General features: G+C 54.8%; 15 protein-coding genes and 1 riboswitch. Of the genes, 4 read left to right on the top strand and 11 right to left on the bottom strand.

Annotation, left to right across the window (positions count from 1 at the left end):
* Positions 1–58: 58 nt before the first annotated feature.
* The 6 genes from OGY71_RS19360 to moaA all read right to left on the bottom strand — a co-directional run bounded on the left by OGY71_RS19360 (position 59) and on the right by moaA (position 3,506).
* Positions 59–763 (bottom strand): Bax inhibitor-1/YccA family protein, encoded by a 705-nt coding sequence (locus OGY71_RS19360; protein WP_003831536.1) that lies wholly within the window; start codon positions 761–763, stop codon positions 59–61.
* Positions 764–804: 41 nt separating this feature from the next.
* Positions 805–1,257: a molybdopterin synthase catalytic subunit MoaE gene (moaE, locus tag OGY71_RS19355; protein ID WP_003831533.1), complete on the bottom strand. Its 453-nt coding sequence runs from the start codon at positions 1,255–1,257 to the stop codon at positions 805–807.
* A 1-nt stretch (position 1,258) separates the two neighbouring features.
* Positions 1,259–1,504: a molybdopterin synthase sulfur carrier subunit gene (gene moaD / locus OGY71_RS19350; protein WP_003831530.1), complete on the bottom strand. Its 246-nt coding sequence runs from the start codon at positions 1,502–1,504 to the stop codon at positions 1,259–1,261.
* Positions 1,497–1,982 (bottom strand): cyclic pyranopterin monophosphate synthase MoaC, encoded by a 486-nt coding sequence (moaC, locus tag OGY71_RS19345; protein ID WP_003831529.1) that lies wholly within the window; start codon positions 1,980–1,982, stop codon positions 1,497–1,499. Before moaC ends, moaD begins: the two co-directional genes overlap by 8 nt.
* Positions 1,983–1,984: 2 nt before the next feature.
* A complete protein-coding gene (gene moaB, locus OGY71_RS19340) occupies positions 1,985–2,497 on the bottom strand; it encodes a molybdenum cofactor biosynthesis protein B (RefSeq protein WP_003035187.1) in 513 nt (170 codons plus the stop codon).
* Positions 2,498–2,516: 19 nt separating this feature from the next.
* Positions 2,517–3,506: a GTP 3',8-cyclase MoaA gene (gene moaA / locus OGY71_RS19335; RefSeq protein WP_032934386.1), complete on the bottom strand. Its 990-nt coding sequence runs from the start codon at positions 3,504–3,506 to the stop codon at positions 2,517–2,519.
* A riboswitch (molybdenum cofactor riboswitch) is annotated at positions 3,494–3,639 on the bottom strand. Its footprint overlaps the gene before it by 13 nt.
* 329 nt (positions 3,640–3,968) lie before the next feature.
* Between moaA and yvcK the strand changes: the two genes are divergently transcribed.
* Positions 3,969–4,877, top strand: a complete 909-nt coding sequence (yvcK, locus tag OGY71_RS19330) for a uridine diphosphate-N-acetylglucosamine-binding protein YvcK (RefSeq protein ID WP_164562987.1) — start codon at positions 3,969–3,971, stop codon at positions 4,875–4,877.
* A gap of 150 nt (positions 4,878–5,027) precedes the next feature.
* Here the strand turns inward: yvcK and uvrB are convergent, their stop codons facing one another.
* Entirely contained in the window at positions 5,028–7,049 is a 2,022-nt protein-coding gene (uvrB, locus tag OGY71_RS19325) for an excinuclease ABC subunit UvrB (RefSeq protein WP_003831523.1), read from the bottom strand.
* A 768-nt stretch (positions 7,050–7,817) separates the two neighbouring features.
* Between uvrB and OGY71_RS19320 the strand changes: the two genes are divergently transcribed.
* Complete coding sequence (locus OGY71_RS19320; RefSeq protein ID WP_003831522.1) at positions 7,818–8,540, top strand: ABC transporter ATP-binding protein; 723 nt, start codon at positions 7,818–7,820, stop codon at positions 8,538–8,540.
* Here OGY71_RS19320 and bioD read toward each other — a convergent pair.
* From bioD to bioB, 4 genes are read right to left on the bottom strand one after another with little or no spacing between them, the layout of a single operon-like run.
* Complete coding sequence (gene bioD, locus OGY71_RS19315) at positions 8,506–9,204, bottom strand: dethiobiotin synthase (RefSeq protein ID WP_063940666.1); 699 nt, start codon at positions 9,202–9,204, stop codon at positions 8,506–8,508. The two genes, OGY71_RS19320 and bioD, sit on opposite strands and share 35 nt — an antisense overlap.
* Positions 9,197–9,952 carry a malonyl-ACP O-methyltransferase BioC gene (gene bioC / locus OGY71_RS19310; RefSeq protein WP_003831518.1) on the bottom strand — a complete coding sequence of 252 codons (756 nt, stop codon included), beginning with the start codon at positions 9,950–9,952 and terminating at the stop codon, positions 9,197–9,199. Before bioC ends, bioD begins: the two co-directional genes overlap by 8 nt.
* Entirely contained in the window at positions 9,936–11,093 is a 1,158-nt protein-coding gene (gene bioF, locus OGY71_RS19305; RefSeq protein WP_003831517.1) for an 8-amino-7-oxononanoate synthase, read from the bottom strand. Before bioF ends, bioC begins: the two co-directional genes overlap by 17 nt.
* Complete coding sequence (gene bioB / locus OGY71_RS19300; RefSeq protein WP_008784180.1) at positions 11,090–12,130, bottom strand: biotin synthase BioB; 1,041 nt, start codon at positions 12,128–12,130, stop codon at positions 11,090–11,092. Before bioB ends, bioF begins: the two co-directional genes overlap by 4 nt.
* A gap of 76 nt (positions 12,131–12,206) precedes the next feature.
* Here bioB and bioA point away from each other — a divergent pair, with 76 nt between their 5' ends.
* Together bioA and OGY71_RS19290 are read left to right on the top strand one after the other, a co-directional pair.
* On the top strand, positions 12,207–13,496 hold the full coding sequence (gene bioA, locus OGY71_RS19295; protein ID WP_175310245.1) for an adenosylmethionine--8-amino-7-oxononanoate transaminase: 1,290 nt from the start codon (positions 12,207–12,209) through the stop codon (positions 13,494–13,496).
* Between the two features lie 57 nt (positions 13,497–13,553).
* Positions 13,554–14,030: a kinase inhibitor gene (locus OGY71_RS19290; protein WP_286613556.1), complete on the top strand. Its 477-nt coding sequence runs from the start codon at positions 13,554–13,556 to the stop codon at positions 14,028–14,030.
* Positions 14,031–14,074 lie beyond the last annotated feature (44 nt).

Genomic DNA, 14,074 nt, shown 5'->3' with positions numbered 1-14,074 from the left:
CCGCCTGGTATCAAAAGTAGGCCGGATAAGGCGTTAAGCCGCATCCGGCAACAGACAATTAACGACGATTGCCGAAAATACGCAGCAGCATCAGGAACAGGTTGATGAAGTCCAGATACAGCGTTAAGGCCCCAAGAATTGCGTATTTACGCAGATTGGAGCTGTCGCGCAGGTCGATCTGTTCACCGATATTTTTCAGCTTCTGTGTGTCATAGGCGGTTAGACCGACAAACACAATCACCCCGATATAGGTCACCGCCCACATCAGCGCTTCGCTCTTCAGCCAGAAGTTAACCAGTGAGGCCAGCACAATACCGATCAGCGCCATAAACAGCATATTGCCGAAGCCGCTCAGATCGCGCTTGGTGGTGTAGCCATACAAGCTCATGATCCCGAACATCCCACCAGTGACCACGAAGGTGCTGGCGATAGACGAGTAGGTATAGACGATAAAAATGCTTGATAGCGTCAACCCGGTTAATGCCGAATAGAGCATAAACAGCGTGGTCGCCATACCCGCGCTCAGCCTTTGCACCATGCCGGACAGGACAAACACCAGCGCCAGTTGAGCGATGATCAGGCCAAAGAAGGTGATTTTGCTGGAGAAGACAAACATCATCACCGCGGGCGTATTTGCCGCATACCAGGCGATAAACGCCGTCAGCAACAGTCCGCAGGTCATCCAGCCGTACACCTGCGCCATATACGTTTGCAGACCGGAACGGGCCTGTACAATAGAATCGGATCGTGGGAATCGGTCCATGACAATCTCCTGAATCAGTATGAGCCTACAACAATTGTACTCTACCAGCGTTTTGCTGCTAGCTTATCGCTGTCGCGGGCATCAACCCAGCGCTCACCTTCCGGCGTAGCCTCGCGTTTCCAGAACGGCGCGCGGGTTTTCAGGTAATCCATAATGAACTGCCCGGCATCAAATGCGCTGCTGCGATGCGCACTGGTCACGCCAACAAACACGATTTCGTCACCCGGCCACAGTTCGCCAATGCGATGAATCACCGTCACCCGACCCAGTGGCCAGCGCGAACGCGCTTCGTCGACAATCTCCGCCAGCGCTTTTTCGGTCATTCCCGGATAGTGTTCCAGCGTTAACGCCTGCACGCTGTCACCGAGATTGTGATTGCGCACTTTACCGGTGAAAGTGACGACCGCGCCGTCTTCATCGCGCTCTGCCAGCCAGGGATACTCATCCCCGACGCTGAACGGCGCATGGCCAACAACAATTCGCGTTTGAGCCATTTTAGCCTCCGGTTACCGGCGGGAAGAAAGCGACTTCATCACCCGCGTTAAGAGGATGGTCAAAACTGACCAGCGTCTGATTCACCGCCGCCAGCAGCTTGCCGTCTTCCAGCGCCAGCGCCCAGCGATCGCTTTGCGCCGCCAGATGCTTGCGCAGCGCTTCTACCGTTGCAAACTCGGCGGCAACTTCTAACGCATCGGTGTTCACCAGTTCCCGTACCTGAGCAAAGAAAAGAACCTTAATCATGCGCATCCACCTTAAAATCACCCGATTTGCCGCCGCTTTTTGCCAGCAGACGCACCGGACCAATCACCATATCCTTTTGTACCGCTTTGCACATATCGTAGATGGTCAATGCCGCCACGGAGGCTGCCGTTAACGCTTCCATTTCAACGCCGGTTTTACCGGTCAGGCGACACAGCGTTTCAATACGTACGCGATTGTGCTCCGGCTCGGCGTGCAAATTGACTTCGACCTTGCTCAACATCAGCGGGTGACACAGTGGGATAAGATCCCAGGTCCGTTTGGCAGCCTGAATACCGGCAATACGCGCCGTGGCGAAAACGTCACCTTTATGGTGGCTGCCGTCGATGATCATCGCCAGCGTTTCGCTATGCATGGTTACGAATGCTTCTGCACGCGCCTCGCGTACGGTTTCCGCTTTGGCGGAGACATCCACCATATGCGCTTCGCCAGCGGCGTTAATATGAGTCAGTTGCGACATACTTATTTCTTCAAATGTGGGTGGAAATTACACGGACGCGTACGGGCATCAAGCTGCGGCGCAATGATATTTTCCCATGCGGTACGACACGCTTTCGTCGAACCCGGCATGGCAAAAATCAGCGTTTTATTGGCCACCCCGGCAATCGCCCGGGATTGCAGCGTCGCGGTGCCAATCTCTTCAAACGACAGCATACGGAAGACTTCGCCAAACCCTTCAACTTCTCTGTCGAACAGCGGTTGCAGCGCTTCCGGCGCCTGGTCCCCTTCGGTTAAGCCAGTGCCACCGGTAATGAGCACCACCTGTACATCGTCACTGGCAATCCAGGCAGAAACCTGGGCGCGGATGGCGTAGCGGTTCTCTTTGACAATCGCCTTATCGACAATCTGATGACCCGCTTCTTGCGCCGAGTCACGCAGATAATGGCCGGAGGTGTCATCTTCTTCGCCGCGACGGTTGGAAACAGTAAGAATAGCAATGCGTGTCGGGATAAATTCAGCGCTTACCTGACTCATGAAAAACTCCTTTTAGCGATCAGCCGCCAATGTAAGATAAGTTTTGCGTAATACCGGTATTGTTCTGATGCAGGAAATGGGTCTGCTTTTTCTCCAGCAGCGCGGCTGAAATACGTTCTTCCAGCGCCGGTTGCTGAGCATCGTCTTCCAGCAAATCACGCAGGCTTACGCCACCTTCACCAAATAAACACAGATGAAGCTTGCCGACAGAGGAAACGCGCAGACGATTACAGGTGGCGCAGAAGTCTTTCTCATAAGGCATGATCAGACCAATTTCGCCAACATAATCAGGATGACAGAATACCTGAGCCGGGCCGTCGCTACGCTGTCGGATCTGGTGGATCCAGCCGCGACGCAGCAGCTCATCGCGCAGTACCTGTCCGGAAATATGGTGTTTACGGAAGAGAGAGCTGCCCTCGCCCGTTTCCATCAGTTCAATAAAACGCAGTTGGATTGGTCGAGGTTGGATCCACGCCAGGAAGGTGTCCAGTTGATGATGGTTTACGTCGCGCATCAGCACGGTGTTGACTTTCACTTTTTCAAAACCGGCATCAAAGGCGGCATCAATGCCTGCCATCACCTGCTGAAACTTGTCCTGTCCGGTAATGGCGTGAAACTGACGGGCATCGAGGCTGTCGACGCTGACGTTGAGCGCGGTCAGTCCGGCATCGCGCCAGGCGGCGGCATCGCGCGCCAGACGATAACCATTGGTGGTTACCGCAATCTGGCGGATGGCGTCGTTTTCGCGCACGGCGGCGATGATGTCAGTGAAGTCGCGACGCAGTGAAGGTTCGCCCCCCGTCAGACGCACTTTTTCCGTTCCCAGACTGGCGAACGCACGCGTGACGCGGCGAATTTCATCAACGGTCAAAAAGCCGTTATTGGTGACCCCGCCGGGCTTATAGCCATCCGGCAGGCAGTAGGTGCAACGAAAGTTACACACATCGGTAATCGACAAACGTAAGTAGTAAAACTTACGTGCGAAAGCATCGGTAAGTTGAGAGCCCATGTACACCTTTCCAAATACGGGAGACGTAGTCATTTCTTCCTGCGCCCTGGTGACAAACTTTTTCAAGTCTTGTCACGGCCAAAGCACCGTATCATTTGACCCAGGTGCAGAGGCTAGAGTGTTTATACTCATCATACTTCGAGTTGCAGATGCGTTGGCTTTCGGCAACTCAAATTATTAAAAGTACTTTGTGGTTATGCCGATACTAGCGTGTAAATGACGCTTTTGCCATGTACACTTTCGCTGTATAAATACATACATAACGACATGATCGTGCAATTTCGTTACAGAATAAGCAAAAACTACAGTTTTGCATTGATATACATCATCTTGCTATCAGGTGGGTGTCGTCAGAAAGGAGTAGATCGCAGAAAAAAATTACGGCAGATGCCGACTGGATAATTGCCGAAAACACGCTATTTACGTTACTGTAGCGCCGATCAATTGATATCAGGAAAATATATGCGCACTCGCACGCTGGCAGATCTGGACCGCGTTGTCGCTCTCGGCGGAGGGCATGGATTAGGACGCGTTCTCTCCTCTCTTTCCCCATTAGGTTCCCGCCTGACGGGTATCGTCACCACCACGGATAACGGCGGGTCGACAGGTCGTATTCGTCGCTCTGAAGGAGGGATAGCCTGGGGAGACATGCGTAACTGTCTGAACCAGTTAATTACCCAACCCAGCGTTGCATCCGCCATGTTTGAGTATCGTTTTGGCGGTAATGGTGAACTTTCCGGACATAACCTCGGAAATCTGATGTTAAAGGCGCTCGACCACCTCAGCGTGCGGCCTCTGGAAGCCATCAATTTAATTCGCAGCCTGTTGAAAGTTGACGCACATTTAATTCCAATGTCGGAGCTGCCGGTGGATCTGATGGCCATTGATGACCAGGGGCACGAAGTTTATGGCGAAGTGAATATCGATCAGCTCACCGTCCTGCCTCAGGAACTGATGCTGTCGCCAAAAGTCCCGACTACGCGGGAGGCGGTAGAAGCTATCGCGGAAGCGGATTTGATTTTGATAGGCCCCGGCAGTTTTTACACCAGCCTGATGCCGATTCTGTTACTCGATGAAATGTCACAGGCATTACGTCGCACACCGGCTCCGATGGTCTACATAGGCAATCTTGGGCGCGAATTAAGCCTGCCAGCAGCCAGCCTGACGCTTAGCGATAAGCTGGCCATTATTGAACAGTACGTCGGGAAGAAAGTGATTGATGCGGTGGTTGTGGGGCCGAAAGTGGATGCTTCCGCTGTTACCGACCGCGTTGTGATCCAGGAAGTGCTGGAAGCCAGCGATATTCCCTACCGCCATGACCGCCAGCTATTGCATAGTGCGCTGGAGAAAGCAGTGCAGGCGCTGGGCTGAACGGATTTGCCTGATGCGCTTTGCTTATCAGGCCTACAAAACGATTTGCTCCGGCATCAAACAATGCCTGATGTGCTGCGCTTATCAGGCCTACAAAGGCAATCTACCCCGTAGGTCGGATAAGGGGTTTACCCCGCATCCGACACCGCCTTACGATGCCGCAATAAACAACTCGCGCAGCTGATGCAACTGGTCACGGATTGTCGCGGCCTCTTCAAACTCGAGATTCTGTGCGTGCTGCATCATCTGCCCTTCCAGCTCGTGAATCTTCTGCTGCAGCGCTTTTGGCGTCATATCCAGTTCGACAACCTCAGACTTCGCGCCTGCGCGTGACTTCCCTTTGCCTTTCGCTTTGGTCTTCGCAATATTCTGACCCAACGCCAGAATATCGACCACTTTCTTGTTCAGGCCCTGCGGCGTAATACCGTGCTCTTCGTTGTAGAGCTGCTGTTTCTCACGACGACGTTCGGTTTCACCAATCGCTTTGGCCATTGAGGCGGTAATTTTATCACCGTAAAGAATCGCCTTACCGTTGATATTACGCGCCGCACGACCGATGGTCTGGATAAGCGAACGTTCAGAACGCAGGAACCCTTCTTTGTCTGCGTCCAGAATCGCCACCAGGGAGACCTCAGGCATGTCCAGGCCTTCACGTAACAGGTTGATACCCACCAGCACGTCAAACTCGCCCAGACGCAGGTCACGAATGATTTCCATACGTTCCACGGTATCGATGTCAGAGTGCAGATAACGCACCCGCTCGCCGTGTTCTTCGAGGTATTCTGTAAGGTCTTCCGCCATCCGTTTGGTGAGCGTGGTGACCAGCACACGTTCGTTAATCGCCGCACGGGTGCGGATCTCAGACAGCAAATCGTCAACCTGCGTCGCCACCGGGCGCACCTCAATGACCGGATCCAGCAGGCCGGTCGGTCTTACCACCTGATCGACCACTTCATCACCGGATTTCTCCAGCTCATAGTTGCCCGGCGTCGCCGAAACGTAGATGGTTTGCGGGGCCAGCGCTTCAAACTCTTCAAATTTAAGCGGACGGTTATCCAGCGCCGACGGCAGACGGAATCCGTATTCGACCAGGGTTTCTTTACGCGCCCGGTCACCGCGATACATGCCGCCAATTTGCGGAATAGTGACGTGGGATTCATCCACAACCAGCAGGCCATCGGCAGGCAGGTAATCAAACAGCGTCGGCGGCGGCTCGCCCGGACCACGCCCGGACAGATAGCGGGAATAGTTTTCAATCCCCGAGCAGTAACCCAGCTCGTTCATCATTTCCAGATCGAACTGGGTACGCTGACTTAAGCGCTGTTCTTCCAGAAGTTTGTTATTTGCCAACAGGACTTTTCGCCGCTCTGCAAGCTCAACCTTAATTTCTTCCATCGCCTGTACAATACGTTCGCGCGGCGTCACGTAGTGCGTTTTAGGGTAGATGGTAAAGCGCGAAATAGTGGATTCGACCTGCCCGGTAAGCGGGTCAAACAGCGACAAACGTTCGACCTCTTCATCAAACAGTTCCACGCGCAACGCGATGTCGTCAGATTCCGCCGGGAATATGTCGATCACTTCACCGCGCACGCGGAAGGTCCCGCGCTGGAATGCCTGATCGTTGCGGGTATATTGCAGCTCCGCCAGACGACGCAGGATCGCGCGCTGGTCGATAATCATCCCCACCGTCAGGTGCAGCATCATTTTCAGGTACAGATCCGGGTCACCCAGACCATAAATCGCGGAAACCGACGCCACGACAACGACATCCCGTCGCTCAAGCAACGCTTTGGTCGCTGACAGTCGCATCTGCTCAATGTGTTCGTTAACCGAGGCATCCTTCTCGATGAAGGTGTCAGAACTTGGCACGTAGGCTTCCGGCTGATAATAGTCGTAGTAGGAGACGAAATATTCCACCGCGTTATCCGGGAAAAACTCTTTCATCTCACCGTACAACTGTGCGGCAAGCGTCTTATTGGGGGCCAGCACCATGGTAGGTCGCTGTAAGTCCGCAATCACGTTCGCGATGGTGAATGTTTTCCCCGACCCCGTCACCCCCAGCAGCGTCTGATGCGCCAGTCCATCCTCCAGACCTTCTTCCAGGCGACGAATCGCCTCAGGCTGATCGCCAGAGGGTTTAAAAGCGGAATTTAGTTTGAACGGTTTACTCATGAGCAGCTACCTGAAGCAATGGGCGGGCAGGTGTGTAATTTTACTCGCAGCCGTATATTTTGCCAGTAAAATATACTGGATGGAAAAACAGTAACGCGCCAGAATATTTCTGTTACCCCAGCAAAATGGCCGTGACTACAGGCTAAAATTTGTCCGCAGGCAAGATAAAACACCAGCAAAAATGTGTTATCCCCAAACCAATGACTTTTTTAACATTTGTCAAGCTACCCGATGAAAGTTTTGTGGCAACACATGACACTTCTGCGACAGCCATTGCATTTATCTAACACACTGTAATTTAATGATTATTATCTCAAGCCGTCTTTCGCATCAATTTAGTCGCAGGCCGCGTCTTCTCTCGCTTACCTTGTGTTTTCTAACTCTAATACACAAGGTTATCCACAGGAATAGTGGATAACTGCCTCCAGCCCGTATGGACTGTAGCCTGGCAAAAACGTCCTGATGGTCTTTTCTGGTGGGATAAAAAAAAATTATCGCTATTTTTTGATATTTATCAGCTAACGAAGCGACCTGGAATGGCCGAGATCTTGCTCGCATTTTCATCATTTTCCTGCCTGCACCATCACAACGCCACCAGGCACTGACAATGTGCACACTGCGGCGCTCATCCACAACAAGCCAGATACCGCAACCCGCTCAATACACTATTCTGCTGTATTTTCCCCTCATTCCGCTTCTGGCAAGAGATTTGCAGTTTTCTCCCGACCATCAGCCCGCGAGGCGGATATCATCATGAGGGAGAAATCTATGTTGAGTCTTCGTGCAGTGAATCACTATTACGGTAATCAACACTCGCTTTGGGATGTCGATCTCGACCTGTTGCCCGGTAAATGTACCGCTGTGCTGGGTCTTCCAGGGATGGGAAAAACCACGCTGGCCAATTGCATCACAGGCAATTTACCGATTGAGAGCGGAACCATGTTCTGGCATCAGGCTGGCGCACCACCTTGCGATCTGCTTCAGATTCCGGCGGCAAAGCGCATTGCGCTGGGTATTAACTGTGTATCACAGGAACGGCGAATTTTTTCGCAGCTGACGGTAGAGGAAAATCTGCACATTGCGCGCCAGGCGGTTGAGAAAAGCGAAACGATGAACAGCAGCGATATTTACCGCCTGTTTCCACAGCTGTTTGTACTGCGTCAGGCCAAAGGGGTGGCATTGTCGGAGGAAAATCAGCACCAGCTTGCACTCGCCAGTGCGTTAGTCACTCGCCCGCGCCTGCTGATTCTCGATGAGCCGACGCGAGGAAGTGGCCAGGCATATATCCACAAACTGGGGAATCTGATAGTGAGGCTAAGCCAGGAGCTTGGCATCGCCATTATGCTCGCGGAGCAGAGCCTGCCGTTTATTCGTCGGGTCGCTGACTGCTATTGCTTGTTACATCGTGGACGCAACGTGGCTCAAGGGCAAATAACACAATTCAGCGACCCGCTAATCAACGACTGGTGGATGCCAGAGACAAAACGCTAAGATCGATATAACGACCTGTCGCTGCTCGTTCCGGCTCTTCTGCCAGCCAGGGAATTTCCCCCAGTAGCGGAGCCGCAAGCGCACGCTTTAGTGTCGCCATATATTCAGCATGACGCTTACCGGGTGGCTGCACATCATTGGCAACCCATCCGGCGAGCGTCAGCCCGGCCTGCTGCACCGCCTGGGCGGTCAAAATGGCATGATTGATACAGCCGAGCTTAACGCCAACCACCAGAATCACCGGCAGTTGTTCCGCTTTTACCCAGTCAGAAAAACTCAGCGTTGGCGAAAGTGGCGTAAACCATCCGCCTGCGCCTTCCACCAATACCCAGTCAGCCTGTTCTTCAAGCAAGCGTAAACCCGCAGACATCACTGAGGCCTGAATGGGGCGCCCTTCGTCAGCACTGATGATATGCGGTGAGGTAGGTTCGGCGAAGGTATACGGATTGATGGCCGCATAATCCACTGCCACAACGCTGTTGCGCTGTAGAGCCAGCGCATCGCTGTTTCGCAGACCTTCAGCCGTCATTTCACTGCCTGACGCCACCGGCTTATAGCCGACCGTTCGCAACCCCAGCTGTCCCGCCGCCTGAAGCAACGCACAGCTGGCGATAGTTTTACCTACTTCGGTGTCCGTCCCGGTGACAAAATAGGTGTTAGTCACGTTGAATCACTCCCAAAAAAAGATGATAGGTCAGCGGATATTTCCCCTGCTGACAGGGCCAGGCGAGTTGTAGCTGACGCAGTTGCGAACGGGTCAGCACACGCTGTTCGCGTCCGTCGTGCAAATGCGTCGCGCCAATACCCTTCAGCGAGCGCATGGCGCTCAGCGCATCGTCAAACCACAGCGTGACGGCATGAGACTGGTATTCAACGTCCCAGCCGCACAGCGCGTTTTCCAGTTGCTCCACCGGCAAAAAACGGTTGGCGTGCTCCCGATCATCAACTGCTCGCCACGCCTGACGAAGTTCAGGCATCGACCCTTGCGCCAGGGTACTAAACGCCACCGTCCCGCCAGGACGCACCACCCGATATAGCTCGCGTAACGCGCCGCGCAGGTCGTTGCACCACTGCACGGCCAGATTGCTCCAGGCCAGGTCGAAAGTGGCAGCGGCCTGCGGAATGGCTTCGATATCCGCCAGCAGATAGTGATGGGCAACATCGTGACGCTGCGCTTCGGTCAGCATTTGTGCCGACAGATCCAGCGCACAGACCTCGCTCCCCTGCTCCCGCCAGTAGCGACTCATACGCCCAGGCCCACAGCCCGCGTCCAAAACCCGTGAGAACGCCCGGCCATCGAGTCGTGCCAGTAACGCATCGGCGCTCTGACGCTGAAGCTCCGCATGTTGCTCATAGTGCGTGGCCGCGCGACCAAACGCAGCGGCAATCGCCTGCTTATTGACCTGCGCCATGCAGCACCTCCAGTAAGTTGTCGATATCCTGGACTTCATGCGCCTGGGTCAGCGTAATCCGCAGCCTGGCCGTCCCAACCGGCACCGTCGGTGGACGAATCGCCGTCACCCAGCATCCCTGTTGCCGTAACGTCTGTGCCAGTTGCAAGGCTTTATGATTGTCGCCAACGATCAGCGGTTGAATAGCGCTGTCTGAATGCGCCAGCGTCAAATCCGTGGTATTCAGCCCTGCGCGAAAACGCTGGATCAGCATCGCCAGCTTTTCTCTGCGCTCATCGCCTTCGCTGCTGCGGATCACCGCCAGCGCGGCGCGCAAGGCCTGAGCCTGGGCTGGCGGCATGCTGGTGCTGTAGATCAGATGACGGGCAAACTGCAGCAGATAATCGGCCACGCTATCAGAACACAGGATCGCCGCACCGCTGACGCCGAACCCTTTGCCAAATGTCACCACCAACAGCTCAGGTTTCACCTGCTGTCGAGAGCACGAACCACGTCCTTCCTCACCGCTTACGCCAATCCCATGCGCATCATCCACCAGCAGCCACGCGCCCTGCCGTTTCGCCACCACGTGGATTTCTGCCAGCGGCGCGCTGTCGCCATCCATGCTGAACACGCCTTCGGTGACCACCAGCTGCTGCCCCGGACAGGGGGCTGTCAGCAGACGATCCAGATGTTGCGAGTCGTTATGGGTAAAGCGACGTAACACGGCAGGGCTAAGACTGGCAGCCTCCAGCAGCGAGGCATGGCTGAGCCTGTCGGCAACAATCTTGTCATCTTTTCCCATCAGTGCGGCAATGACCGCCTGATTGGCGGCAAAACCAGAGATGAACAACAGCGCCCGGGAATAGCCGAGCCACTGCGCCAGCTCTTCTTCCAGCGCCTGATGAGCAACGGAATAACCGCTGACATGACCCGAGCCGCCGCTGCCGACGCCAAAACGCTCAGCGCCCTGCTGCCACGCGCAGATAATCTGCGGATGGTGGCTTAAGCCGAGGTAGTCGTTGCTGGAGAAATTCAGATACTGGCGACCATCGGCCTGCAGCCAGCGCCCGGCACCCTGCGTCACTGCATAGCGCTGACGCAGGGCATCAGCACGACGACGCGCTGTTAGCGCATCGTCAATTTTTTGCTGCCAGGTCATACGGTTGCCGCGTTGTAGTAATCGTCGGTATCCGGGGTACGCAGCGCCTGCTCCAGACGTTGTTGCTGTTCGTTATCGCCCGCTAGTACCGCAGTTTGCTGCGGGTTAAGACCCAGCTTGCGAAATAACAGCAAATCTTTGTCTTCGTTCGGGTTCGGGGTGGTCAGCAGTTTGCAGCCGTAGAAAATCGAGTTGGCCCCGGCCATAAAGCACATCGCCTGGGTTTGTTCGTTCATCTGCTCGCGCCCGGCAGAAAGACGCACGTATGAGGTCGGCATCATGATACGCGCCACGGCGATAGTACGAATAAAATCAAAAGCATCTACGTCGTCGTTATCGGCAAGCGGCGTGCCCTTCACTTTCACCAGCATGTTGATCGGCACGCTTTCCGGCGGCGTCGGCAGATTCGCTAATTGCAGCAGCAGACCCGCGCGATCGGTCACCGTTTCGCCCAGCCCAACAATCCCGCCGGAGCAAACTTTAATGCCCGCCTCGCGCACTTTATCCAGCGTGTCCAGGCGCTCCTGGTACGAGCGGGTGGTGATGATATTGCCGTAAAATTCCGGCGAGGTGTCGAGGTTGTGGTTGTAGTAGTCCAGACCCGCATTGGCCAGGCGCTGGGCCTGAGATTCGTCCAGCGTGCCCAGCGTCATACAGGCTTCCAGCCCCAGTTCTTTCACGCCCTGCACCATCTGCTCGAGGTACGGCATATCGCGCTCATGCGGGTTTTTCCACGCCGCGCCCATGCAAAACCGCGTTGAGCCGGCCTGCTTCGCCTTGCGTGCCGAGTCCAGTACCTGTTCAACCTCCATCAACCGTTCTGTTTCCAGACCGGTTTTATAGCGGGAGCTCTGCGGGCAGTATTTGCAATCTTCCGGGCAAGCACCGGTCTTAATCGACAGCAGCGTACTAACCTGTACCTGCTGCGGATCGAAATGCTGACGATGAACCTGCTGCGCTTCAAACAGCAGATCCAACAGCGGTTTTTCAAATAATTCGGTGACTTGCGACATTGTCCAGCGAGAAGAATGAGCCATATTGGTATACGTTTCGTTGTTAGTTTGGTGTAGACTCGTAAACCTAAATCTTTTTAATTTGGTTTACAAGTCGATTATGACAACGGACGATCTTGCGTTTGACCAACGCCATATCTGGCACCCATACACCTCCATGATCTCCCCGTTGCCGGTTTATCCGGTGGCGCGTGCCGAAGGTTGCGAACTGATCTTAGCCAGCGGTGAGAAGCTGATTGACGGCATGTCATCCTGGTGGGCGGCAATCCACGGTTACAATCACCCGCAACTGAACGCCGCGATGAAAACGCAGATTGATACCATGTCGCATGTGATGTTTGGCGGCATTACCCATGCCCCGGCCATTGCGTTGTGCCGCCAGTTGGTGGCGATGACCCCAGAGGCGCTGGAGTGCGTTTTTCTCGCGGATTCAGGGTCGGTCGCCGTAGAAGTCGCAATGAAAATGGCGCTGCAATACTGGCAGGCTAAAGGTGAATCCCGCCAGCGTTTCCTGACATTTCGTAACGGTTATCACGGTGATACCTTCGGCGCGATGTCGGTCTGCGATCCCGACAACTCAATGCACAGTCTGTGGAAGGGGTACCTGCCGGAGAACCTGTTTGCCCCAGCCCCACAAAGCCGCATGGGCGGCGAGTGGGACGAACTGGATATGGTGCCTTTTGCCCGTCTGATGGCCGCGCATCGCCACGAAATTGCGGCGGTGATCCTAGAGCCAATCGTACAGGGCGCTGGCGGTATGCGCATGTATCATCCCGAATGGTTAAAACGCATCCGTAAGATGTGCGACCGTGAAGGGATCCTGCTGATTGCCGATGAAATCGCCACCGGATTTGGTCGTACAGGCAAGCTGTTTGCCTGCGAACACGCCGACATAACCCCGGACATTTTGTGCCTGGGCAAAGCGTTAACCGGCGGTACGATGACCCTTTCTGCAACCCTGACCACACGTCAGGTCGCAGAAACCATCAGCAATGGTGAAGCCGGATGCTTCATGCACGGCCCAACCTTTATGGGCAATCCGCTGGCCTGCGCCGTCGCCTCCGCCAGCCTGTCGTTAATCGAAACCGGCGAGTGGCGCGCGCAGGTAGCGGCCATTGAAGCGCAACTGCGGGCAGAACTCGCCCCGGCGGCGGACTCCAGTTGGGTCGCGGACGTACGCATGCTCGGCGCCATTGGCGTAATCGAAACCACGCATCCGGTGAATATGGCAGCGTTACAGAAGTTCTTTGTCGAACAGGGCGTGTGGATAAGACCGTTTGGCAAGCTCATCTACCTGATGCCGCCGTACATCATTCAGCCCGATCAGTTGCGTCGTCTGACGCAGGCCGTGAACGAGGCTGTGCGCAATGCAACATTTTTTAGCGATTAATCAGCGGTAAGCTCTACGGTTTCTGGCTACACTTTTTGGCTAACGAGAGGAGTCAGCATGAAACTAATCAGTAACGATTTGCGCGATGGCGATAAGCTTGGGCATCGCCACGTCTTTAACGGCATGGGGTATGACGGGGATAATGTTTCCCCACATCTGGCGTGGGATGACGTACCCACAGGAACCAAAAGCTTTGTCGTGACCTGCTTTGATCCTGATGCGCCAACCGGCTCCGGCTGGTGGCATTGGGTGGTGGTAAATCTGCCGGCTGATACCCGCGTACTCCCACAAGGATTCGGCTCCGGGCTGGTTGCACAACCGGATGGGGTGATTCAGACCCGTACAGATTTTGGTAAAGCGGGTTATGGCGGCGCTGCGCCGCCGAAGGGGGAAACCCACCGCTATATCTTCACTGTTCACGCACTGAATGTGGAGCGTATTGATGTCGATGAAGGTGCCAGCGGCGCGATGGTTGGATTTAACGTCCATTTCCACTCGCTCGCCAGCGCCTCGATTACCGCGATGTTTAGTTAAGCTGTGTTGTGCCGGATGCCGGCTTAGCCTCATCCGGCCTACAA

The sequence above is a fragment of the Citrobacter sp. Cpo109 genome (assembly GCF_030332565.1).
Classification (GTDB): domain Bacteria; phylum Pseudomonadota; class Gammaproteobacteria; order Enterobacterales; family Enterobacteriaceae; genus Citrobacter; species Citrobacter portucalensis.
Note: the sequence above shows the minus strand (reverse complement) of the source record. Positions and strands in the feature narration are given on the sequence as shown.